The 22,769-nt window shown below is 63.8% G+C and carries 21 protein-coding genes; 8 read left to right on the forward strand and 13 right to left on the reverse strand.

The features are described 5' to 3' along the window. Nucleotides 1-29: 29 nt before the first annotated feature. On the reverse strand, nt 30-2,003 hold the full coding sequence (locus AC07OO_RS01765; protein WP_495080336.1) for a serine/threonine-protein kinase: 1,974 nt from the start codon (nt 2,001-2,003) through the stop codon (nt 30-32). 196 nt (nt 2,004-2,199) lie between these two features. Here AC07OO_RS01765 and AC07OO_RS01770 point away from each other — a divergent pair, with 196 nt between their 5' ends. Then, nucleotides 2,200-3,087: an adenylate/guanylate cyclase domain-containing protein gene (locus AC07OO_RS01770; RefSeq protein ID WP_495080337.1), complete on the forward strand. Its 888-nt coding sequence runs from the start codon at nt 2,200-2,202 to the stop codon at nt 3,085-3,087. 95 nt (nt 3,088-3,182) lie between these two features. On the opposite strand, the gene yfcF is transcribed toward AC07OO_RS01770, so the two are convergent. Together yfcF and AC07OO_RS01780 are read right to left on the reverse strand one after the other, a co-directional pair. Further along, nucleotides 3,183-3,818, reverse strand: coding sequence for a glutathione transferase (gene yfcF / locus AC07OO_RS01775; RefSeq protein ID WP_495080338.1), 636 nt, complete (start codon nt 3,816-3,818; stop codon nt 3,183-3,185). Between the two features lie 108 nt (nt 3,819-3,926). Continuing rightward, nucleotides 3,927-4,928, reverse strand: coding sequence for an asparaginase (locus AC07OO_RS01780; RefSeq protein WP_495081755.1), 1,002 nt, complete (start codon nt 4,926-4,928; stop codon nt 3,927-3,929). A gap of 230 nt (nt 4,929-5,158) precedes the next feature. On the opposite strand from AC07OO_RS01780, the gene AC07OO_RS01785 reads away from it, so the two are divergent. Then, nucleotides 5,159-6,076 carry a LysR family transcriptional regulator gene (locus tag AC07OO_RS01785; RefSeq protein WP_495080339.1) on the forward strand — a complete coding sequence of 306 codons (918 nt, stop codon included), beginning with the start codon at nt 5,159-5,161 and terminating at the stop codon, nt 6,074-6,076. On the opposite strand, the gene AC07OO_RS01790 is transcribed toward AC07OO_RS01785, so the two are convergent. The 7 genes from AC07OO_RS01790 to AC07OO_RS01820 form a co-directional block, all read right to left on the reverse strand. After that, the gene (locus AC07OO_RS01790; protein ID WP_495080340.1) at nt 6,073-6,696 is read right to left on the reverse strand and encodes a DUF4337 domain-containing protein; all 624 of its coding nucleotides are present in this window, start codon (nt 6,694-6,696) and stop codon (nt 6,073-6,075) included. The genes AC07OO_RS01785 and AC07OO_RS01790 overlap by 4 nt on opposite strands. A gap of 33 nt (nt 6,697-6,729) precedes the next feature. Then, nucleotides 6,730-8,004, reverse strand: coding sequence for an NRAMP family divalent metal transporter (locus AC07OO_RS01795; RefSeq protein WP_495080341.1), 1,275 nt, complete (start codon nt 8,002-8,004; stop codon nt 6,730-6,732). 334 nt (nt 8,005-8,338) lie between these two features. Continuing rightward, nucleotides 8,339-10,141 (reverse strand): type IV pilus assembly ATPase TfpB, encoded by a 1,803-nt coding sequence (tfpB, locus tag AC07OO_RS01800; RefSeq protein ID WP_495080342.1) that lies wholly within the window; start codon nt 10,139-10,141, stop codon nt 8,339-8,341. Further along, nucleotides 10,138-10,896, reverse strand: a complete 759-nt coding sequence (locus AC07OO_RS01805) for a class I SAM-dependent methyltransferase (protein WP_495080343.1) — start codon at nt 10,894-10,896, stop codon at nt 10,138-10,140. Before AC07OO_RS01805 ends, tfpB begins: the two co-directional genes overlap by 4 nt. Before the next feature lie 10 nt (nt 10,897-10,906). Beyond that, a complete protein-coding gene (locus tag AC07OO_RS01810; RefSeq protein ID WP_495080344.1) occupies nt 10,907-11,755 on the reverse strand; it encodes a TatD family hydrolase in 849 nt (282 codons plus the stop codon). Between the two features lie 70 nt (nt 11,756-11,825). Continuing rightward, entirely contained in the window at nt 11,826-12,716 is an 891-nt protein-coding gene (locus AC07OO_RS01815; RefSeq protein ID WP_495080345.1) for an alpha/beta fold hydrolase, read from the reverse strand. Then, nucleotides 12,713-13,297 carry an HD domain-containing protein gene (locus AC07OO_RS01820; protein WP_495080346.1) on the reverse strand — a complete coding sequence of 195 codons (585 nt, stop codon included), beginning with the start codon at nt 13,295-13,297 and terminating at the stop codon, nt 12,713-12,715. The genes AC07OO_RS01815 and AC07OO_RS01820 overlap by 4 nt, the downstream gene beginning before the upstream one ends. Nucleotides 13,298-13,404: 107 nt before the next feature. Between AC07OO_RS01820 and AC07OO_RS01825 the strand changes: the two genes are divergently transcribed. Further along, on the forward strand, nt 13,405-14,103 hold the full coding sequence (locus tag AC07OO_RS01825; protein ID WP_495080347.1) for a Crp/Fnr family transcriptional regulator: 699 nt from the start codon (nt 13,405-13,407) through the stop codon (nt 14,101-14,103). 109 nt (nt 14,104-14,212) lie between these two features. On the opposite strand, the gene lolD is transcribed toward AC07OO_RS01825, so the two are convergent. After that, nucleotides 14,213-14,938 carry a lipoprotein-releasing ABC transporter ATP-binding protein LolD gene (lolD, locus tag AC07OO_RS01830; protein ID WP_495081756.1) on the reverse strand — a complete coding sequence of 242 codons (726 nt, stop codon included), beginning with the start codon at nt 14,936-14,938 and terminating at the stop codon, nt 14,213-14,215. Between the two features lie 43 nt (nt 14,939-14,981). Continuing rightward, on the reverse strand, nt 14,982-16,238 hold the full coding sequence (locus AC07OO_RS01835) for a lipoprotein-releasing ABC transporter permease subunit (protein WP_495081757.1): 1,257 nt from the start codon (nt 16,236-16,238) through the stop codon (nt 14,982-14,984). A gap of 39 nt (nt 16,239-16,277) precedes the next feature. On the opposite strand from AC07OO_RS01835, the gene AC07OO_RS01840 reads away from it, so the two are divergent. From AC07OO_RS01840 to bktB, 3 genes are read left to right on the forward strand one after another with little or no spacing between them, the layout of a single operon-like run. Then, nucleotides 16,278-17,222 (forward strand): phosphoglycerate mutase, encoded by a 945-nt coding sequence (locus AC07OO_RS01840; RefSeq protein WP_495080348.1) that lies wholly within the window; start codon nt 16,278-16,280, stop codon nt 17,220-17,222. Further along, nucleotides 17,219-18,928 (forward strand): single-stranded-DNA-specific exonuclease RecJ, encoded by a 1,710-nt coding sequence (recJ, locus tag AC07OO_RS01845; RefSeq protein ID WP_495080349.1) that lies wholly within the window; start codon nt 17,219-17,221, stop codon nt 18,926-18,928. The genes AC07OO_RS01840 and recJ overlap by 4 nt, the downstream gene beginning before the upstream one ends. A 27-nt stretch (nt 18,929-18,955) precedes the next feature. Beyond that, nucleotides 18,956-20,140 (forward strand): beta-ketothiolase BktB, encoded by a 1,185-nt coding sequence (gene bktB / locus AC07OO_RS01850; protein WP_495080350.1) that lies wholly within the window; start codon nt 18,956-18,958, stop codon nt 20,138-20,140. Nucleotides 20,141-20,200: 60 nt separating this feature from the next. Here bktB and AC07OO_RS01855 read toward each other — a convergent pair whose 3' ends face one another. Beyond that, nucleotides 20,201-20,815 carry an HD domain-containing protein gene (locus AC07OO_RS01855; protein WP_495080351.1) on the reverse strand — a complete coding sequence of 205 codons (615 nt, stop codon included), beginning with the start codon at nt 20,813-20,815 and terminating at the stop codon, nt 20,201-20,203. 95 nt (nt 20,816-20,910) lie between these two features. Between AC07OO_RS01855 and phnC the strand changes: the two genes are divergently transcribed. Continuing rightward, the gene (phnC, locus tag AC07OO_RS01860) at nt 20,911-21,762 is read left to right on the forward strand and encodes a phosphonate ABC transporter ATP-binding protein (protein WP_495080352.1); all 852 of its coding nucleotides are present in this window, start codon (nt 20,911-20,913) and stop codon (nt 21,760-21,762) included. Between the two features lie 48 nt (nt 21,763-21,810). Beyond that, nucleotides 21,811-22,764 carry a phosphonate ABC transporter substrate-binding protein gene (gene phnD, locus AC07OO_RS01865; RefSeq protein ID WP_495080353.1) on the forward strand — a complete coding sequence of 318 codons (954 nt, stop codon included), beginning with the start codon at nt 21,811-21,813 and terminating at the stop codon, nt 22,762-22,764. The last annotated feature ends 5 nt before the right edge of the window (nt 22,765-22,769 follow it).

Raw genomic sequence — 22,769 nt, forward strand, 5'->3', positions numbered from 1 at the left:
TTATCTGAATGTGCGCGAGGCACACAGCGTCAGCGAGAGGGATTGTTCTGCGTCTCTTCGCGCTTGCGCTCCATTTCCTTGAAGCGCGTGCATTCGCTGGTCTGGCGGAAGCGGTCTGTCTTGCACTGCTCGGCAATGCAGGCGATACGGAAAATGAAGACCTTATCGGCGCAGACCTGACCGGCTGCCGACGGCCCCGCACCGTTGCTGTGGGCAACGGCTGCCGGAGCCGACTCGCGCACCGGCGCCGGCCCGCTGGGCACCACCGTGGTAGCGGTCTGGGTTTGGCTGTCTGATCCCGCGGGTCCGTTGGTCTTGGGCTTGGACGCAGCCGGCTTGGACGCACTGGCCACCGCCGCCGAGGCCGCTGGCACAGGTTTCGATGCCTTGGCCGCGGGCGAAGACGCGGTAGAAGTGGTGGCCCCCGCCTTGGATGCCGCATTGGCAGGCTTGGCCACGGTCACATCGATGGAGTCCGATGCCGACTCCTCAATCATGGGTTCGGGTGGTTTCTGGGGGTGTGCCGCGGCAACCTGTGTAGGCGCGCGCGACAGCTCGGGGGCCGCGGGCGTGCTTGGCCTCAAAGCGACGCCCAGCGCCAGCACGCCAAGCACCACACCACCGGCCGCCAGCACGGGCCAGAGCTTGCGGCGCTGAGCAGGCTGTGCACCTGGCTGCGCCTTGGCGGCAGCTCCTTCTTTGGCGCCCTTGGACCCGGTAGCGGCTGAGCTCTTGCCGACTGCCGTCGCCTTGGGTGGCGGTGGGTCCGCAGGCAACGTGATGGCAAACGGTCCCATCGTCGAATCCAGGTCTTCCTCGTCGGGCGGCGGTGGCCGGAACTGTGGCTCCGTCCGCGCACGGGTTCCGGTGTTGTCCAGCGCCAACTGCTCCAGCCGCTGCTGCGCGCGGCGGGCATAAATGCCGGCCGGATAACGCTGCAGGTAGTCCAGAAAATTCTGGGAGACGGTGGAGTCCTTGATCCCGTTCCAGAAGCCCAGCTCTTCTTCGTGGTTGACCGTGGTTACCAGGGCCACATCCACCGCCGGACCAAAGATGCCGGTGCTGGAGCCGTCGCGCAGCGCCGCGGGCGAGGCAATCGGCAGGCGGTCGGCCATGATTTGGGACAACTCGGCCGCCACGTCGGCATTCGGGTTGCCAGACGTTGCGCCCATGTGCTGGGCCACAACACGCAGCGCCAGCCCGAACTCGCGTGCCGTGGCATAGCGCTCGTCAGGGTTCTTGGCCATCGCACGGGCAATGACCTCGTCCATCGCCGTGGGAATCTCGGCATTGAGCGTGCTGGGTGGCGCAGGCTCGTGGCCCACAATCTTGTGGATGACGGCAAACTGGTTCTCGCCATCAAAGGGCAGCGCGCCGGTCAGCAATTCATACAGCACCACCGCCGCCGAGAACACGTCGGAGCGGGAGTCCCCGCGCAAGCCCTTGGCCTGCTCGGGCGACATGTATTTGGGTGTACCCACCGCACCGCCGACCTGGGTCAGGTGGGTCTCGTCCGGCTCCTGGATGCGGGCCACGCCAAAGTCCGTCAGCTTGACCCGGCCGCTCTGCTCGATCAGCATATTGGCGGGCTTGATGTCCCGGTGCACCACGTTCTGCCGGTGCGCGTGGTCCAGCGCCATCAGCAGGTCGTGCACCATGACAATGGAGGAACGCACCGAAAAGCGGGCGCCGCACTCCAGGTGGTGCTTCAGGTCCTGGCCCTGGATGAACTCCATGACCAAGTAGGAGGTGTCGCCGTCCTGGCCCGAATCAAACACGCTGACGATGTTGGGGTGGTGCAGGCGGGCCGCCGAACGTGCCTCGGTGCGGAAGCGGCCGTCATACTCCAACGCGGCCTCGGGCGACAGGCTTTGCACCCGTATGGTCTTGATCGCCACCTGGCGGTCCAGGTTCGGGTCGCGCCCCTCATAGACCACACCCATCGCGCCCTTGCCCAGCACGCGGACGATGTCATATCTGCCTAATTTTTCAATATCCACCATATTTGGCTAGAAAACCTAGGAAAGCGTTGGAAAACAGCTCGGGTACGGGCATGCTAGCAGACAGGCTGGCATTCGATCCAGTTATATCCGGGCCACTGGGCGTTCTATTGCGCCGGGCAGTTGAACCGGATACGATCACCCAACCCTGCGCCAGTAGGCGCCATGCGCCTTACACCTCCCTGTCGAAAGCCCATTGATGCCTACCGTTGTCTTTGCCGATGTTGTTGGAAGCACGGGTTTGTTCGAACAACTGGGTGATGCCAATGCCTCGCTGCTGATGAACCGCCTGACCGGCCTGCTGGGCAGGGTGTTTGAGCAGCACCAGGGCCGGGTTGTCAAGCTGTTGGGCGACGGCGTATTTGCCGTTTTCCCGGATGCGGGCAGCGCCGTCAGTGCCTGCGTGACGCTGCAAACCCGGTTCAAGTCTGACCCAGTGATACCGGCGCCGGGGGCCTCCGCCATACAGATGCAGATGGGCGTGGAATCGGGTGAGCTGGTTGAAATCGACGGCGACTGCTTTGGCGATGCCGTCAACAGCGCATCCCGCCTGGCGGACCTGGCCGGAGCCGACCAGATTCTGACCACGCAACATGTATGGGAAGAATTGGTGGCGGCCCACCGCGCGATGTTGCGCAGCCTGGGGCCTATGCACCTGCGCGGCAAGGCGCAGACCTCTCACATATACCGCGTGGAGTGGCAGACCGACCGCGATCTGGACGCCACCGCGATGGGTATGTCCATGTACACCCCCAACCAACACCAGACCTTGGCGCTGACGCTGCAGGGCCGCACCCAGGTTTTCCAGCTCAATGCCAGCGGTATCACGATAGGCCGCTCCACCGAAGCCTCGCTGCCGGTGCTGGACCCGCGGGTCTCCCGCATCCACGCCACGATACGCAGCCGCGGCGGGCAGATCGTGTTGGCCGATGCCTCCAGCTTCGGCACCTGGGTGTACTTCGGCAACCAGGCCGAGGCGGTGGCGCTGCGGCGCACCGAATGCTTTTTGGTCGGCTTTGGGCAACTATCCCTGGGCTGCCAGATCCATGCGGACAAGGCGCCCTTGGTGTCGTTTGAGGTCAGCTAGCAGCCAGGCCGAGGTCGCTATACAAAAGGTAGCACTACAGGTTTATTTGACGAGGGCTAGCGTCCAGTTTTCCATAAGCCACTCCCGGAACGGCATCACACCAGCGGCGGGCGCGACTGGCTCACCCATAGCTGCACCGAGGGACGCTGCCATTGGTGGCGGGCATAGGCAAACAGCCTGTCTGGCACGGTATCCCCGTGCAGGGCCAGACGGTTGAGCATCAAGGCCAGGTCCACATCGGCGATAGACCAGGCTCCAAACAGGTTCTGCGCGCCCAAGGGCAACAGAGCCTCCGCTGCGGCAAAAAGCTTCTCGGCCGCCTGCGTGGCCGCCGCGGACAAGGCGGAGCCGGCAGCACCATAGAACACCACCTCGGTAGAGCGCTCTTGCCGAATCGACATCAGGTCGCTGCGCAGCCAAGCCTGCACCTGGCGGGCCCGGGCGCGGGCTTGGGGCTCGCGCGGGTACAGGGCCGGGCCGGGAAAGACCTCGTCCACATATTCAGCAATCGCCGACGACTCGGACAGGGCAAAGCCTTGGTGCACCAGGGTAGGCACCCGGCGCGTCAATGACAGGCCAGCATAATCCGCCATACGGTTGGCCTGGGCGGCCAGGTCCACCGTAGTCAACCCAAACGGCAACTGCTTCTCGTGCAGCGCGACGAAGGCCGACATCGCATAAGGGCTTGCGTACTGGGCGTCAACGTACAGGTGAAGGTCGTGGGGTTCCATGGGTGCGCAATGTGTGAGGGACAGCCAGTATAGAGACACCGACTCCCCAAATACCCTGTAGTCGGCCCTGCTGCCGGCATCCCCCGGAAGGCAGGGCCAAATCAGCTATCAGTACTGCCAGAAGATGCGTTGCAGTTCCTTGCTGTCCTGCGTCTGGGTCAACGCGACAGCGGCCAGAATGCGGGCCTTCTGGGGCTTCAGGTCATGGGCCACGACCCAATCGTATTTGTCATCCGGCTGCTCGGCATTGCGCAACACAAAGCCGTCCGGCACGCGGGACGAGCGAATGATCTGCACACCCTGGCTGCGCATCTCCTGCAAGGCTGGGACGATGCGGTCCGCTACCGAGCCATTGCCGGGTCCACCATGGATCAAAGCCTTGATGCCGGACTTGCCGGTGGAATCAAACAGCGTGCGCGGCACGTTGCCGTAGCTGTAGACAATGTCCACCGGGGCCAGTGTGTCGATGCTGTCGATGTTGAATTCCGACTGCGCAGTATGGCGCTTCACCGGCGCGCGGAACCAGTAGTTGTGTCCCTCCACCGTCATGCCCAGTGGACCCCATTGGCTCTTGAAGGCCTCGGTCTTGATGTTGACACTCTTGCTGACATCGCGCCCGCTCTGGATCTCGTCGTTCATCGTGACCAGCACGCCCTTGCCGATCGCGTCCTTGCTGCCGGCCACGGTCACTGCGTTGAGCAGGTTCAAGGCACCGTCGGCCGACAGGGCCGTGCCCGGGCGCATGGAGCCGACCACGACGATGGGCTTGTCGGTGTGGATGACCAGGTTCAAAAAATAAGCCGTCTCTTCCAGCGTGTCGGTGCCGTGGGTCACCACCACGCCGTCCACATCGGCCTGCTTGACCAGAGCCGACACGCGGCGGCCCAGCTTCAGCAGGTTGTCATTGGTAAAGCTCTCCGATGCGATCTGGAACACCTGCTCGCCCTTGACATTGGCCACGTTGGACAGCTCGGGCAGGCCGGCGATCAGCTTGTCCACTGGCACCTTGGCCGCGGCGTAGGTGGCGCTGTTGACGGTTGAGGCACCCGCGCCGGCAATGGTGCCGCCGGTGGCCAGTATCACCACATTGGGTTTGGCGGCCTGGGCCATGGCGCAACTGGCGGCGGCCGACAAAACGAGACCGGCAACGAGGTTTTGAACGTGTTGGGAAGATGTCAACAATTGGGTTTCTCCAGGTTTTTAATTGAGTTCCCTGCAGGCCGTGCCGCAGGGACGCCCATGGTAAGAAGCCTTTACTCCGGTAAACGCGGAATAATCGCCAGCAGGGTATGAGCAAAACTCACACCCCATTAGCGCCATGCAGCGGCACAATCCCGGGCATGAATCTGCGCCAACTCGAAGTCTTCCAGGCCGTTATGCAGACCGGCAATATGAGCGCAGCCGCGCGGCTGATCTGCATCACGCCCTCGGCCGTCAGCAAGACCATTGGGCATACGGAATTGCAACTGGGCTACAAGCTCTTCACCCGCAGCAAGGGGGCACTGCTGCCCACGCCAGAGGCCCAGGTGCTGTTCGCAGAGTCGGCCAGCATCCACCGCCAGTTGGACCAGTTGCGCAGCATTGCCGTCAACCTGCGCGAAGTGGACCAAGGCCAGGTGCGCCTGGCGGCCATTCCTTCCATCTCACATGAGTTTTTGCCCACGGTGCTGGCCCAGCACGCCGCACGCCACCCCCATGTGCGTCTGGAGGTGCGTACGCTGCACCAGGACCAGATGGTGGCCGTACTCAAGGACCGTAGCGTGGACTTTGCGTTGGGCTACTACCCCCACCCCCATCCGCAGGTGGAGAACCGCTTGCTGATCAGCGGGCGCCTGCACCTGGCCGTGACCCGCGAGATCTGGCTGCGCGCCGTGCGCGTGAAACGGGCCGACCCGATCTCCTTCATGTCCAACACGCCCTTGATACGCCTGGTGGGTGACGACCCTATGCGCGCCGTCATCGACGAGCTGGGCCAACGCCTGGGCGTCAATATGGCCTCGGGCATACAGGTGCAAACCTCGCGCTTGGCGCTGGAGTTGGTTCGCTTAGGGCTGGGCTGGACGGTCATCGATTTTCTGACCGCCAGCAACCTGGACCCCGCAACCATGGTGGCCGTGGAGCTGCACGAGCTGCCGGTCTTGCCGCTGTATGCGCACTATGCCAGCAGCGCACCGCCCGGGCGCCAGGCCGAACGCATGCTGGCCATGCTGCCAGGCTTGCTGACCCAGGCCATCAACCGCAAGCAGGTCCGAACTTAACTCAGCAGCTTGATCAGGAAGTCGGGGTGGATGCCCAGCCCCACCAGCCCCGACATGCCCATCAGCACACCAAAGCCGGACGGCACCAGGGCCACGGCAAACAGCCAAGGCAACTGGGTCAGCGAGGCCACGGCCAATAGTGAGATGGCGATCGCAATCAGCGCGTCGGACAGGTCGAACTGATCGTCTTTGAAATTGAGCGCATCGTAGGTAGCCTGGTCTTTCTCGGCCTGGGTTTTCAGCTCTTCCTTCTTCTGGTGCTGCTCCTTGGCCAATTGCTCGTAGGCTGCTATCTGCTCCTGGTAGGCCGCTTCCATCTTGGGCGGTGCGGACGCAGCCTGCAGGCGCAACTGCACCGCCGTGGACTTGGCGATTTCTTCGCGGATATTGCGGGCCTGGTAGAACTGCCAGTGGTCCAGCTTGTCGGCCTGGGCCTGCTGCATGGCCTGGACGATGTTGTCGTCCTTGACCTTGCAGATGCCCATGAAAGTGGCCAAGAGCGCCACAGTGATGGCTACGGCCGGGTTCAGCCAGGCGGCCTTCTTGGCCGCGGTGTTGGTGTTAGTGGGCTCGGGCTCGGCCTTGGCCGATTCCACGGCGCCCAGAGGATCGATGTCCATGCGTATCTCTGCCTTCCTTGCAATGCATGATGGTTAACCGGTGGCAAGCATAACCACAACCGCCACCGCCATGACGCCGGTCGCGGCCCAGCCAAAGATCCGGTGCCGCCGGGTGATCGTGTAGTCGCCCATCAGCCGCTGCGACTGCCCTATGCACATCAGCACCGCCATGATGGGCACCGAGATCACGCCATTGACAATGGCGCTCCAGACCAGCGCCTTCATCGGGTCCACCTCCAGGTAGCCCAGCAAGGTGCCGATGCCGGTCGCCGCCACGATGATGAGGTAGAAGCCCTTGGCCTCGTGGAAGCCGTGCGAAAGCCCGGCCTTCCAGCCATACAGTTCGCTGACCGCATAGGCGGCCGAGCCGGCCAGCACCGGCACCGCCAGCAGGCCCGTGCCAATGATGCCCAGCGCGAAGATGGCGAATGCAAACTCACCCGCCACCGGGCGCAGCGCCTCGGCCGCCTGCGCAGAGGTCTGGATGCTGGTGATGCCCTGGGCGTTCAAGGTCACCGCCGTCGCCACCACAATGCACAGCGCAATCACGTTGGAGAAGGTCATGCCCACCACGGTGTCCTGCTTGATGCGCGACAAGTGCTCGGCCGCGTACTCCGGGTGCAAGCGCAGTTCTTGTGCCTCGGGGCGGCGGTGGTTGTCCTCCACCTCTTGCGAAGCCTGCCAGAAAAACAGATAGGGGCTGATCGTGGTACCCAGCACCGCAACAACCATGGAGGCATAGTCTTTCAGCGAAATGTCCTTGGGCACAAAGGCCCAGGGCTGCACCGACTCGGTCAGGGCCACACGCCAAGGCACATTGACGCTGAGGATGACTGCTACATAGGCAAACAGGGCCAGCGTCAACCACTTGAGGATGCGCACCGTGCTCTCGTACGAGAAAAAGACCTGCATGCCAATGCACACTGCGCCAAAGGCAATCACATACAAGGGCAGCGAACCACCGGCAAACAGCCGCGCCGCCTCGCCCATGGCGCCAATGTCGGCCGCGATGTTGATCGTGTTGGCCACCACCAAGAGGGTCACCAGCGCCGTGGTCAGCCAGCGCGGGCACATCTTGTTGATGTTGGCTGCCAGGCCCTCGCCCGTGACCCAGCCAATACGGGCCGATAGCATCTGGATGCCAATCATCAGCGGCGTGGTGATCAGCAGCGTCCAGACCAGTGAGAAGCGGAACTGGGAGCCCGCTTGCGAATAGGTGGCGATGCCGCTGGGGTCATCGTCCGCCGCGCCGGTAATCAGGCCAGGCCCGAGTCTGCGAACAAATGCTTTTGCTTTTTGGGTCACCATTGCACATTCCCCTTGCGCCCTTGCACCATAGGCAAGGGCCAAAGACGCCCGTGCGAGCGTCTGGTTTTTTAACGACCTGGAGGAAATGCAGACTGGGGACCAACCCCTGAGCGAGCACATCGCCTGCCAGGCACATGAAGCGTGATGAAAGCCTCCGTGCCGGCGGGATGTACGTTGTAGACCACTACTCGGTGTCTAAGCGAACATCCACTGCGGTGGAGGCCTGGAACTGTCTGAGTTCATGGAAAAGGCCCGTTGTGGATAAGGGGCCTGAGTATAGGGAATACCCCGAAGATCGGGCCTCTTTTATTTGTAAACCGTGGGTAAAGTGGCTTCAAGTCAGGGGCGGCGTGGAGGTCAGCACCTCTTCGATGACGGTCTGCCCTTCAGCCACCCGCAGCGCGCCGGCCAGTCGCAGCGGACGCATGCCGTCGGTGATAGCCTGCTTGCGCAATGCGTCGATGCTGGGGTCGGCCGTGACCTTGGCCTTGAAGCCATCGGTCACCGTCAACAACTCATACAGGCCCATGCGGCCCATGAAACCAGTCATGCGGCAATCCACGCAGCCCACCGGCTTGTAGGGCTTGTAGCCGCCGTTGACCTGCCAGGGCTTGATCATCTCGGTCAGCGCATCACGGTTGGCCTCTTCGTCACGCACCTTGCAGTTCTTGCACAGCGTGCGCACCAGGCGCTGGGCCAACACGCCCAGGAGTGTGGCGTTGATCAGGTACTGCGGAATGCCCAACTCCATGAGCCGTGTCACGGCCGAAGGCGCGTCGTTGGTGTGCAGTGTGGAGAACACCAGGTGGCCCGTCAGCGCGGCCTGCACCGCCATCTCGGCGGTCTCCAGGTCGCGGATTTCGCCGACCATGATGATGTCCGGATCCTGCCGCATCAAGGCCCGCAGCCCCTGCGGGAAACCAAAGTCGATCTGCGGCTGCACCTGAGTCTGGTTGAAGGCGGTCTCGATCATTTCGATCGGGTCCTCCACCGTACTGACATTGACCTCTTCGGTGGCCACGCGCTTCAACGTGGAATACAGCGTCGTCGTCTTGCCCGAGCCCGTGGGACCCGTGACCAGGATGATGCCGTGCGGCCGCTTGACCAGCGCCTCCCAGCGCTGGCCATCGTGGCTGGAGAAACCGAGCGCGTCCAGGTCTTTGACCGTGGTCTCGGGGTCAAAGATACGCATCACCATCTTCTCGCCAAAGGCGGTGGGTAGCGTGGATATCCGCATTTCGACCTCATCACCGCTGGGGTTGCGGGTCTTGATACGGCCATCCAGCGGGCGGCGTTTTTCAATCACGTCCATGCGGCCCAAGAGCTTGATGCGCGCCGTCATCGCGTTGAGCACACCCATGGGCATCTGGTACACCGGGTGCAGCACGCCGTCGATGCGGAACCGGATCACGCCCTGCTCGCGCCGCGGCTCCAGGTGGATATCGCTGGCGCGCTGGTCAAAGGCGTATTGCCACAGCCAGTCCACCACCTGCACCACGCTCTGGTCATTGGCGTCCAGCTGTTTGTTGGACTTGCCCAGTTCCACCAACTGCTCAAAGCTGGCGCCGCTGTTGTTGCCAGCCTTGTTGGCAGCCTTGACCGACTTGGCCAGCGCGTAAAACTCGGCCGTGTAACGGTGGATCTCTTGCGGGCTGGCCAGCACGCGGCGCACACTGCGGCGCGACTGGCGCTCGACCTCGGCCACCCAGTCCACGACAAAGGGCTCGGAGGTGGCCACCGTGATCTCGCTGGCATTGAGGGCCACCGGCAGGATGCGGTGCCGCTCGGCATACACGGCGCCCATGGCATCGGCCACCTTGCTGACGTCCACCTTCAGCGGGTCGATGCGCAGATAGGGCATGCCCACCCGGTCGGCCAGCCACTGGGTCAACAGTTCAATATCCAGCACCTTGTTGTCGGACTCACGGCGCATGGAAACGGCCGCCAGGCGCACCATGGGGTGTTGCACACTCTCGGCCTGCGCGCAGCGGGCAATGGTCTTGCTGGCCTGCTCTTCCGAAATGATTCCGTCGGCATGCAACCATTCCACCAGCCGGCGCCAGTCTATGGGGCCGGCGTGGGTGCTGTGGTGCTTGGCGGTGGGCTGGTGATGGGGAGTATGTGTTTTCGTATTCATGTTGTCACCGGTTTAAAGACGCGGACCCACTTGTCTGCAGGCAAGCCCCACTGGCGCTGGATGGCTTCGGCCCGCTCCATCAGCACCGTGCGCGAGGGGCGCACCGGCGTGCGCTGCGCCAGCACCACGGTGTTGCCCTCACGCGTGGCCTTGAAGGCCCAGAGCGCGTCATCACCAAAGGCGGTAGCCATATTTTCCACACTTCGATTGAAGCTGGACGAGCGGCCGAACAGGTTGACCGTCATGCAGCCGTCGTCGGTCAGGGCCTTGCGGCAGTCGGCGTAAAACGCGGCACTGTCGAGCACTGGACCAGCCGCCTCCTGGTCGTACAGATCCACTTGCAAAGCATCTACTGCACCATGCCAATGGGCTTGCTTGATTTCCTGCTCGGCATCGGCCAGCACCACCTTCAAACGGTTGTCATCCGGCGGCAGCTTGAACCAGCCGCGGCAGGCGGCCAGCACCTGGGGGTTGAGCTCCACCGCCGTGGTCTTCATCCGCAAAATCTTGTGGCAAAACTTGGTCAATGAACCTGCCCCCAGACCTAATTGCAGGGCCTGGCGCTGGCCCACACTGGCAGGGTCTACAAACAACAGCCAGGCCATCATGCGCTGTATGTATTCGTGCACCAGCACCGTGGGGGCGCTGATCAACATGGAGCCTTGGATCCAGATGCTGTCCAGATGCAGGTGGCGTATGGGGCCTTCGTCGGAGAAATTGACTTCAGGCAGTGTGAGTAGTTCTTTTCTGACCATGGTTTTGGGGTTATACCAGCAGCCCTTGAAGTTTTGGTAAAGCCTGGCAGGCATTGTGGGTGCTGGCTTGCGCCAGGGTTTCTGCACTGATGCCGCGCAGGCCCGCCACTACCGCTGCTATGCGGGGCAGCTCACCCGGTGCATTGCGGCCCTGGGCAACACCGCGTTGGCGGTCCTGCTGGGTGGTGTACAGCCAGTGGGGCGGAATATCGGGGGCGTCGGTCTCCAGCACGATGGACTCCAGCGGCAGCGTCTGCGCCAGATGGCGCAGTTGTAGCGCCCGCTCAAAGGTGACGGCACCGCCAAAGCCCAGTTTGAAACCCAGCTTGATGAATTCCCGCGCCTGCGTCTCGCTGCCGTTGAAGGCGTGGGCGATACCGGACCATGCCGGACCGTTGCGGACCAGGTCGCGCAAATGCTTGAGCACACGGTCGGCCGAACGGCGCACATGCAGGACCACGGGCAAGCCAAACTGGCGGGCCAGCTTGAGTTGTGCGCGGTACATCAGCTCCTGCTGTTCGCGCAAAGGGCCTTGCGTCAGCTCCGGCACAAAATAGTCCAAACCAATCTCGCCCACTGCCACCAGGCGCGGATCAGCGTGGTGGGCCTGCAACTGGGCCTCAAGGGCCTGCAGATCCTCTGCAGTGGCGCGCGGGGTGCACAATGGGTGAATGCCCAAGCAGTAGCTATCACCGCCGACATGGGCCAGATTGCGCACCATGTCGAAATTGCTGCGCTCCACAGCGGGTATCACGCAATGGGCTACACCCGCCGACCGTGCAGCGGCGTGCACGGCAGCGCGGTCCGCATCGAATTCGGGGGCATCCAGGTGGCAGTGGGTATCGATCCAGAGGGGCATGGTGACCCCCTATTGTGATGGAGGTGCGCTGGCGCCGCCGCTGGCTAACCCAGCCGCCCCGTTCTCTGGCCTACAGGCGCTGACGGAACTGCAGGTAGTGCGCCAGAACCTGCGCCGGCGCCTCCGTCTGCGGGTAGTGGCCAATGCCTTCCAGCTGCACGCAGTCTGCACGGGGAATCAGCTCACGGTAGCGGGCCACCATGTGCGCGCCCGAGATGGGATCGACCGCACCGTCAATCACCCGCAGGGGCACCGTCGTGGCCTGCATGGCCGCCACCCAGCGGGCGCGCTGCTGTCGCCGCTCGGGGATGTAATGGATCAGGCGATGCATCACCCGCTGACCATGGTTGTGGGCAATGAGTTGCCAGAACGCATCCAACTCCGCATCACTGGCCTGGGTATGTGCCCCGAATATGGCGGAGAAATTGGCCGCCAGCCTGCGCCGGTCGAACTGCCGGCCCAGCAGCGCTCCCAGAGGACTGAGCAGCAGCTTCTGCGCCAGCACGGGGCGGTGCGTTTCGGGAAACAGCCCGCCGTTGAGGAACACGCAGCTGGCCAGACGGATGCCCTGCTCCACATGCCGTGCCACCAGTTCCTGCGCCACGCTGTCACCATAGTCATGGGCCAGCACATGCAGCGGTCGCGTTTCACCCAGGTGGGCCAGCAGGGCCTGCTGCAGGTCAGCCTGTTCCAGCAGGCTGTAGGCATGGCCTTGCGGCTTGGCGGAGTAGCCAAAACCCAGCATGTCGCAGGCGATCACCCGGTAGCGCTGCGCCAAGGGCTGCCACAGGTAGTGCCAATCCCAGCTCGCGGTCGGAAAGCCATGGATCAGCAGCAGGGGCTCGGCCGCCGGATCACCCGCCACCCAGTAGCGGATGGTGTGTGGGCCAAAGTGCAGCTCCTGGCCCTGGGCATACCAAGCGTCCAGCGCAATGCCCGGCAGCGACGTGGAATTGCTCACGCCAGGACCTCGGCAGAAGGCTTGTAGATGGTGTTGCGAGGTTGCGCCAGCACGCGGCGCACCAGGGGTTCGAATTCCGACAGCGGCAGCGTCTCGGCATGGGCGTCAAAGGCCGGGTCGTCGTACAGCGCGATGAATTCCTCGGTGCGTGCGTAGTGGGCATGGCCCTTGAACTGGTCGCGCATGTTGCGGTCCATGCCGATGTGGTGGAAGAAGTTGTAGCCCTGGAACACGCCGTGGTTCTGCACCATCCAATGGTTGGCCTCGCTAACAAAGGGCTTGAGGATGGCGGCGGCGATGTCGGGGTGGTTGAAGCTGCCCAGCGTGTCGCCAATGTCGTGCAACAGCGCGCAGACCACGTATTCCTCGTCGCGGCCATCGCGCAGCGCGCGTGTGGCGGTCTGGCGGCAGTGGCTCAGGCGGTCGATGGGGAACCCGCCGTAGTCGCCATCCAGCAGGCGCAGGTGGGCCAGCACACGATCTGGCAGTTTGCTGGCGAACTGCATGAATTCGCCGCCAATGAGTTGCCAGTCTTCGGCGGTACTGTCCTGCATGCGGGTAAAGTGGGCGCGGGCGTTCATGGCGGTGGTGTCTCCTGGGTTTCGAATGCTGCAATGTGCCGGGCAACGATACCCCCTACCACCCCATCGAACTGTCAGGTTTTGGACGATTTACGCGTATACCCTATATGAAACCCAACCCGACTGCGTTGCGTCAAACCCTGGCCACCAACCCCTGGTTTGCGGCTCTGCCGCTCACCGTGCAGGAGGACATGGTGGCCCGCTCCACGCTAGTGAAGCTGCAATCGGGCGAACAATTGTTCCGCCAAGGCGATATGCCGCGCGCTTGGTACGGCTTGCTGCGCGGTGCGGTGCGCCTGTCCACGCTGCGCGACGACGGCAAGGAGCACATCATGACGGTGGCAGAGACTGGCAGTTGGGTGGGCGAATCCGCGCTGGCCGTCCACCAGCCTTATCTGAACAATGCGACGGCCCAGGGGCCGGTGGAGGCGCTGGCGCTACCGGCCGAAGCCTTTGAAGCGCTGATGGAGCAAACCGCTTTCGCCCGAGCCATGGTGGCCCTGGTGACCGGGCGCTACCGCCTGCTGTATGAAGCCCTGGGCGACGTGGCGTTGCGCTCCACACGGGCACGCATTGCGCAGCGCCTGCTCTTGCTGACACGGGGTGATACGGCGGTAAGCGCAGAGCCTCGGCAGCGTGTGCCGGTGTCGCAGGAGTCCCTGGCCATGATGCTGGGCATTGCGCGCCAGACGCTGAGCAGCGAACTGCAATGGCTAGCCCAGCAGGGCATCATTCGCCTGGGCTACCGGAGCATTGAAATACTGTCCAGCGCGGAACTGCGCCGCATCAGCGAAGCTCCGGTTTAGCGAGGGGCTTCGGCCTGGGAGGTTGGGCGGCGGAGCGTTTTGCGCAGGTTAAAGGGGGAGCCCGGAACGGGCGGAGGACACGGAGCAAAACGCTCCGCCGCCCAGCCTCCTAGGCCAGCGCGAGCCGACCACCGTCCAAGCGCACCATGCGCCCACAACGTGCCGCCAACGCCGCATCGTGCGTGACCAGCACAAAGGCCGTCCCATGCACGCGGGCCAGCTCCAGCATCAGCTCGAACACACCGTCGGCCGTGCTGCGGTCCAGGTTGCCGGTGGGCTCGTCGGCCAGCACGCAATCGGGCCGTGTGACCAGCGCGCGGGCAATGGCCACGCGCTGGCGCTCGCCACCCGACAGCTCGGCGGGACGGTGGTGCATGCGGTCCTTCAGACCCACGCTTGCTAGCATTTCCGTAGCTGCACGTGTAGATTCTGCGAGGGCTACACGCCGAATCGTCAAAGGCATGGCGACGTTGTCCAGCGCGCTGAACTCCGGCAACAGGTGGTGGAACTGGTATACAAAACCCAGGTGCTTGTTTCGCAGACGGCCCTGCTGTGCCGCGCTTTGGCTGGCTAGGTCTTGCCCATGCAGGTGCACGTTACCGCTGGTAGGCGCATCCAGGCCACCCAGCAGGTGCAAGAGCGTGCTTTTGCCCGAGCCCGATGCGCCGACGATGGCCAGCGTCTCACCGCTGCGCACCTGCAGGTCTACGCCGTGCAGCACGGTGACATCCAACCGGCCTTCGCTGAAGCGCTTGGTCAGGCCCTGGGCGCGCAAGACCACATCGCCGATCTTGGCAGCGGGCGTTTCGGCGGCGCCGTTCAGGCCTGCCACCATGCGGTAGTGGGCAGCACCTACGGCCGCGGGGATGACAACAGTCTCATTCATAGCGCAGGGCCTCGGCGGGATTAACGCGGCTGGCGCGCCAACTGGGGTACAGCGTGGCGGCAAAGGCCAGGAACAGCGCAATGATGGCAATGGGAACGATGTCAGCCTGCTGCGGCTCACTGGGCATGCGGCTGATCAGGTAAATGTCTTTGGGCAGGAAGGTGGCGCCCAGCAACTGCTCCAGCGCCGGCACGATCACGTCGATGTTGAAGGCCACGCCCAGCCCCAGCAACAGCCCCACCAGCGTGCCGATGACGCCCACCATGGCGCCTTGCACCACGAAGATGCCCATGATGCTGCCCGGGCTGGCGCCCAGCGTGCGCAGGATGGCGATGTCGGCGCGCTTGTCAGTCACCGTCATCACCAGCGTACTGACCAGGTTGAAGGCCGCCACCGCAACGATCAGCGTCAGGATGATGAACATCATGCGTTTCTCCACCTGCACGGCAGCAAACCAGGTGCGGTTCTGACGGGTCCAGTCGCGTATGTAGAGCTCGCCGGTCAGCGTGCGGCTCAGTTCGTCGGCCACGCGGCGGGCGTCGTGCAGATCGCGCAGCTTCAGGCGCACACCCGAGGGGCCTTCCAGCCGAAAGACCTTGGCCGCGTCATCCACATGCACCATGGCCAGCGCCGAGTCGTATTCAAAATGGCCGGAGTCAAACGTACCCACCACCGTCATCTGCTTGAGCCGCGGCACCACGCCGGCCGGCGTGACCTGGCCGCTGGGTGCCACCAGGGTAACTTTGTCGCCCGTGCGCACGCCCAGGGAGCGGGCCAGCTCGGCCCCGAGCACCACGCCAAACGCACCGGGCCGCAGCTGGGCCAGCACGGCGGCCTGGGCGCCACTGGTCAGGTCGGTCACGGCGGGCTCCTGGGCCGGGTCCACGCCCCGCACCATCACGCCTTTCATGTCCTCACCCCTCGCCAACAGGGCCTGGGCTGCTATAAAAGGTGCAGCACCCACAACCTCAGGGTTGGAACGGGCCTGCTTCAGCGTCTGGGCCATATCCGGCAGGGCCTGGCCGTCCCGGGCGTAGACCTCGATATGGGATACCACCCCTAACATGCGATCCCGGACCTCTTTTTGGAAGCCATTCATCACACTCAGTACGATAATGAGCGCCGCCACACCCAAAGCGATACCGAGCATGGATACACCGGAGATGAACGAGATAAAACCGTTGCGCCGTGTGCTGCGTCCCGCCCGTGTGTAGCGCCAACCGATGGTCAACTCATAAGGAAATTTCAACATTCCCGGATTGTGGCATCCATGCGGGACAATCTAGCCATGCACCTGTTTATTTCCCATGCCGCCCCGACGGGCTCCAATTGCCAGGAAGCCATTGCCCAGCTGGCCGTGCCCAACCTCAATGAATTGCTGGCCCAACTCTCCCCCACCCCACCTCTGCTGGGTTCGCCCGACACGCTGACGCCGCTGGCCGAGCGCATACGCGCCAACAGCCTGGGCCTGCAGGGGCCGGACGGCCTGGTTCCCTGGGCTGCGACCGACGCACAACACCTGGGCCTGACCAAGATCCACGGCGATGCCGGCTGGGCCTGGATGACCCCCTGCCACGTGACCGCGCAGGCCAACCAGGTCTATATGGACGACCCACTGGATCTGCAGGTCAGCACATCCGAATGCGACACGCTGCGCGCCGCGATGAAGCGCTACTTTGAAGAAGACGGTGTCACGTTGCACCCGCTGACCAATGGCACCTGGCTGGCCTTTGGCAGCATCTTCAAGGACCTGCCCACGGCTTCGCTGGAGCGGGTGGCCTGCAACAGCATCGATGCCTGGATGCCCCGGCAAGAGCACGCCAAGCGCTTGCGCCGCCTGCTCAACGAGATGCAGATGTTGCTCTACACCCACGCCGTCAACGACAGCCGCACGGCCCGCGGCCTGGCCACGATCAACGCCTTCTGGATCAGCGGCACCGGCACCCCCGGCCCGGCCCCCGCCACGGCACCCGAGCGCATGGACCATGTGGACAGCCTGCGCAAGACCGCGCTGCAAGACGACGCCCACGGCTGGATGCAGGCCTGGCAAGAGCTGGACAGCACCCACCTGGCCGACATGCTGCGCCGCGTGAAGGCAGGCAAGGCCGAGCGGTTGACGCTGTGCGGCGAGCGCACGGCCGTCACGCTACAGACGCAAGACAAGCCCTGGTGGGGCCGCATCCAGCAACGCTTCTCGACCGCATCGTCGCAGCAACTGCTGCAAACCCTGTGAACATCATTCCCCGCGACATCCCGCCGCGCAGCGTCTGGGCGCTGGAGCAGGCGGGCATACACCCACTGTTGGCCCGCCTGTATGCGGCCCGTGGCGTTACCTCTACCTCCGAGCTGGACGACGCACTGGCCAAGCTGCTGCCCCCGTCCACGATGCGGGGCCTGCCCGAAGCGGCGGCATTGCTGGCCGACGCCATCGCACAGAACAAGCGCCTGTGCGTCGTGGCCGACTACGACTGCGATGGCGCCACCGCCTGCGCCGTGGCGATGCGCGGCCTCAAGATGCTGGGCGCCCAGCACGTGGCCTATATCGTGCCGGACCGCATTGTGGACGGCTACGGACTGACCGCACCCATCGCCCAGCGCGTCAAGGACAGCGGCGCCGATGTGCTGATCACCGTGGACAACGGTATTGCCAGCATCGACGGCGTGGCGCATGCCCGTGCGCTGGGACTGCAGGTGCTGGTGACGGATCACCACTTGCCTGCGGCCGAGTTGCCGAATGCCGATGTCATCGTCAACCCCAACCAACCGGGTTGCGAGTTCGCCAGCAAGTCCATTGCCGGTGTCGGTGTCATGTTCTATGTGCTGATGGCCTTGCGCGGCGAATTGCGTACGCGTGGGCTCTTTGACGCGGCGACCCAACCCAAGCTGGACGTGCTGCTGCCCCTGGTGGCCCTCGGCACAGTCGCCGACGTCGTCAAGCTGGACGCCAACAACCGCCGCCTGGTGGCCCAAGGGCTAAAGCGGGTGCGAGCCCTGGCCATGCCTGCGGGTGTAGCTAGCCTATTTGTAGCATCCGGCAGATCCGCCCCCGCGGCCACCACCTTTGATTTCGGCTTCGCCCTCGGCCCGCGCATCAACGCCGCCGGCCGCCTGAGCGACATGACGTTGGGCATCGAATGCCTGCTGACCGACGACACCGCGCGTGCCGATGAACTGGCCAAGATGCTGGACGGCATCAACCGCGAGCGCCGCGTCATCGAGGGCGATATGCGCGACCAGGCCATGGACATTGCCGAGTCCTTGTTTGACGAAGGTGACGAAGCACCGCCGGCCATTTGTGTATTCGACCCCGACTTCCACGAAGGTGTGGTCGGCATCGTGGCCAGCCGCATCAAGGACAAGCTGCACCGGCCCACCTTTGTGTTTGCCGCTAGCGCCGCGCCGGGCAAGGAACATGAACTCAAAGGCTCGGGCCGCTCCATCCCCGGTTTCCACCTGCGCGACGCGCTGGACCTGGTGGCCAAGCGCAACCCCGGCGTGCTGCTGCGTTTTGGCGGCCACGCCATGGCGGCCGGTTGCACCATCCACGAAGACGGCCTGGACGCATTTGAGCAAGGCCTGATCGAGGTCGCCCAGGAATGGCTGGACGCCGCCACGCTGACCCGCCGCCTGGAGACCGACGGCCCCCTGAACCCCGAGTACCGCCGCGTGGACCTGGTCGACACCCTGCACAAGGAGGTCTGGGGCCAGGGCTTTGCGGCGCCCACGTTCAGCGAAGAGGTCGAAGTGGTATCGCAACGCCTGGTCGGCGAGAAACACCTGGCTTTGAAGCTCAAGCACCAGGGTCAACCGGTCGACGGCATCTGGTTTGGCCATACCGAGCCCTTGCCAGCAAAAGTCACGCTCGCTTTCCGGCTGGATGCCGACGAATGGAACGGCGTGCGCCGTGTGCGCTTCCTCGTCGAAGGTGCGCAAATCTAGATTTTTTGCAACTAACAGGAGTTTCCCATGACCCGTGAAGTAGTCGTAGTCAGCGCCGTGCGCACCGCCATTGGTACCTTTGGCGGTAGCCTCAAAGACATCGCCCCCACCGAACTGGGCGCCCAGGTCGTGCGCGAATCGCTGGCCCGTGCCAATGTGGACGGCAAGGATGTGGGCCATGTGGTGTTTGGCCACGTCGTCAACACCGAACCCAAGGACATGTACCTCAGCCGCGTGGCCGCCATCAACGGTGGCTGTGGTGAAGGCACACCCGCCTACAACGTGAACCGCCTGTGTGGCTCCGGCCTGCAGGCCATTGTGTCGGCCAGCCAAAGCATTCTGCTGGGCGATGCCGACATCGCCATCGGCGGCGGTGCCGAGAACATGAGCCGCGCACCCTTTGCGTCGCTGAACACCCGCTGGGGTGCCCGCATGGGTGACACCAAGATGGTGGACATGATGATTGGCGCGCTGCACGACCCCTTCCACACCATCCACATGGGCGTGACGGCCGAAAATATCGCCGCCAAGTGGGGCATCAGCCGTGAAGAGCAGGACGCTATTGCGGTCGAAAGCCACAACCGTGCCCAGCGTGCCACGGAGGCCGGCTACTTCAAGGACCAGATCATGCCCGTCATGCTCAAGAGCAAGAAGGGTGATGTGGCCTACGCAACGGACGAACACTTCCGCGCCAACGCCACCATGGCCGACATGGCCAAGCTCAAGCCGGCCTTCCTGAAGGAAAACGGCACGGTTACTGCTGGCAATGCGTCCGGCATCAACGACGCGGCTGCGGCCGTGGTGCTGATGGAAGCCGGCGCCGCCAAGGCGCGTGGCGCCAAGCCGCTGGCCCGCCTGGTCGCCTATGCACACGCCGGTGTGGACCCCAAGTACATGGGCATTGGCCCCGTACCCGCCACGCAAGCCGCGCTGAAGAAGGCTGGATTGACCGTCCAGGACTTGGACGTCATCGAAGCCAACGAAGCCTTTGCCGCCCAAGCCTGCGCCGTGACGCGCGACCTGGGCCTGGACCCGGCCAAGGTCAACCCCAATGGCTCCGGCATCTCGCTGGGCCACCCCATCGGCGCTACCGGTGCGCTGATCACCGTCAAGGCCTTGTATGAGCTGCAACGCATCCAGGGCCGCTACGCGCTGGTGACGATGTGCATTGGCGGCGGCCAGGGTATTGCCGCGATTTTTGAACGCATGTAAATCGAGTCGCAGTGCATAGTGCTGCTATTTTTATAGCGCACTATTCAATGTATACGAGGGCTACAGCCCTATTTTCCGAATACGATCCAGGCCTGCACCCACCGCTGCAGGGGCGGGCGTGGGTAGCTCCGCCATCAGCGCGCGCAGGGTGTTCAAGCAGGTGTCCACATCCGTTGGCGCCACGCTCCCGTCCTTGGCCAGGTCATCCCACACACGCAGACGCCGCGCATCGCGCGCATGGGGCAAGGCGGCAAACTGCGCGGCCTCCAACGCAGACATGGGCCCGCCCTGCAACGCCAGACTGCGCATCGAATCTGCCGACAAACGCTCCGCATAGGCCGCCTGCGTAGCCACCAGGTAGCGCTTGGCCTGTACATGCAGTCGCACGGGCTCGGCTACGGCGTCGCCCCAGCGCTGGCGCAGTAGGACAGCGCCAAGGGCTTCATGCCCATCGTCCACACCGTGCAGCGTGGGGCTACCACTCAGGTCCGTCATCAGATGGCCGATGTCGTGCAACCAGCAGGCCAGTTGCAGGGCCGGCGCCGCACCCGCCTGGCGCGCCAACTGCCCGCATTGCCAGGCATGCTCCATTTGCGAGACCGCTTCACCGGCATAGGCCATGGAGCCGCGGCTGCGCAGCAGGTCCAGAATGTTGTCTACATCTACAGATTGCATGCGGCAACCCTAAGGTCGTGTTGAGACACGGCGATGACAAGCTCCACCAAACGCTTGTCATCAATGTTTCACAAGCCACCACGATGATGCCGGCCATGCAATCGTCCGCGTCCGTCGCCATCCGCATCCTTGATGCCAGCAAATCCTTTAACCGCCGCAGCAAGGCGCTCAATAGCGTCAGTGCCACGATACGCCCCGGCGAGTGCATAGGCCTGCTGGGCGCGTCGGGCTCGGGCAAGTCCACCCTGCTGCGCAGCATCTGCGGTCTGGAGCGCCTGGACGGCCACAACAGCAGCGTAAGCCTCTTCGGGGAGAACCTGCAGGCCGGGGGTCGGCTCAGCGGCAACATCCGCCAGCTGCGCCGCCAGACCGGCATCATCTTCCAACAGTTCAACCTGGTCGGCCGCATGGACGTGCTGCACAACGTGCTGACCGGCCTCTTGCCCCGCATGCCGCTGTGGCGATCACTGAGCGGCTACTTCACCCGCGACGAAAAACTGCAGGCTCTGGAGGCACTGGCCTCGGTAGGTCTGGCCGACTACGCCTTCCAGCGCGCGTCCACCCTGTCGGGCGGGCAGCAGCAGCGTGCCGCCGTGGCCCGCGCCCTGGTGCAGGGTGCGCGCATCCTGCTGGCGGACGAGCCCGTGTCCTCACTGGACCCCGAATCCGCGCGCCGTGTCATGGACCTGATGCACCACCTCAACCGCACACAGGGCATGACCCTGGTCGTGAGCCTGCACAACGTGGCAATGGCCCGCAAGTACTGCGACCGCATCCTGGCGCTGCGCGCTGGCGAACTGGTGTTTGACGGCCCGCCCATTGCGCTGGACGACGCCACGCTGCGCCACCTGTATGGCGCCAGTTCCGAAGAGTTGCTGGTCGATGCCCCCGCGCACGAAGCGCCTGCCGCCGTGCCACTGGCACCGGGCATGGCATTCGCCGCCTGAAATATTTTTTTCCCCCCTTGTCTTTGTATTGAACCCGGAGTTCGCACGATGAAAGCTTTGCACCTTGCCGCCGCCACCCTGTTGGCCACCCTCAGCCTGGGCAGCCTGGCCCAGGACATCAATTTCGGCATCATCGCCACCGACTCGGCCAGCGTGCAGCGCGAACGCTGGGAGCCCTTCTTCCGCGACATGGAGAAGAAGACCGGCCTGGCGGTCAAGGCCTTTTATGCACCTGACTATGCCGGCGTCATCGAAGCCATGCGCTTCAACAAGGTGCAGGTCGCCTGGTACGGCAACAAAGCCGCCATCGAGGCAGTGGACCGCGCCAGCGGCGAGGTATTTGCCCAGCTGATGTATGCCGACGGCACCTTTGGCTACCGCGCCCTGCTGATCACGCAAAAGGACAGCCCGTACAAGAGCCTGGACGATGTGCTGAAGAACGGCAAGTCCATCAACTTCGGCATTGGCGACCCCAATTCCACATCCGGCTTCCTGGTGCCCAGCTACTACGTGTTCGCGCAGAACAATGTGGACGCCCGCACCGCCTTCAAGACCATACGCAATGCCAGCCATGGCGCCAACATCCAGGCCGTGCTGGCCAACCAGCTGGACGTGGCCACCAACAATACCGAAGAGATGGACAAGCTCGAAGCCACCAAGCCCGAGCTGGCCGAAAAACTGCGCGTGATCTGGAAGAGCCCGCTGATCCCCAGCGACCCCATCGTCTACCGCAAGGACCTGGACCCTGCTGTCAAAGCCAAGCTCAAATCCTTCCTTATCGGCTATGCCAAGACCGATGCCGGCGAGAAAGCCGTGCTCAAGAACATCCTCAACTACGGTGGCTTTCGTGAGTCCAACAACGACCAGTTGATCCCTACCCGCCAGTTGGAGCTGTTCAAGGACCGCCGCAAGGTGGAGAACGACGAGCAATTGACCGCCGCCGACAAGAGCAAGCAACTGGCCGAGCTGGACAAGAAGCTGGCCGCCGTCGTCGCCAAGTAGACGGA

Source organism: Rhodoferax sp. GW821-FHT07G04 (assembly GCF_059418585.1).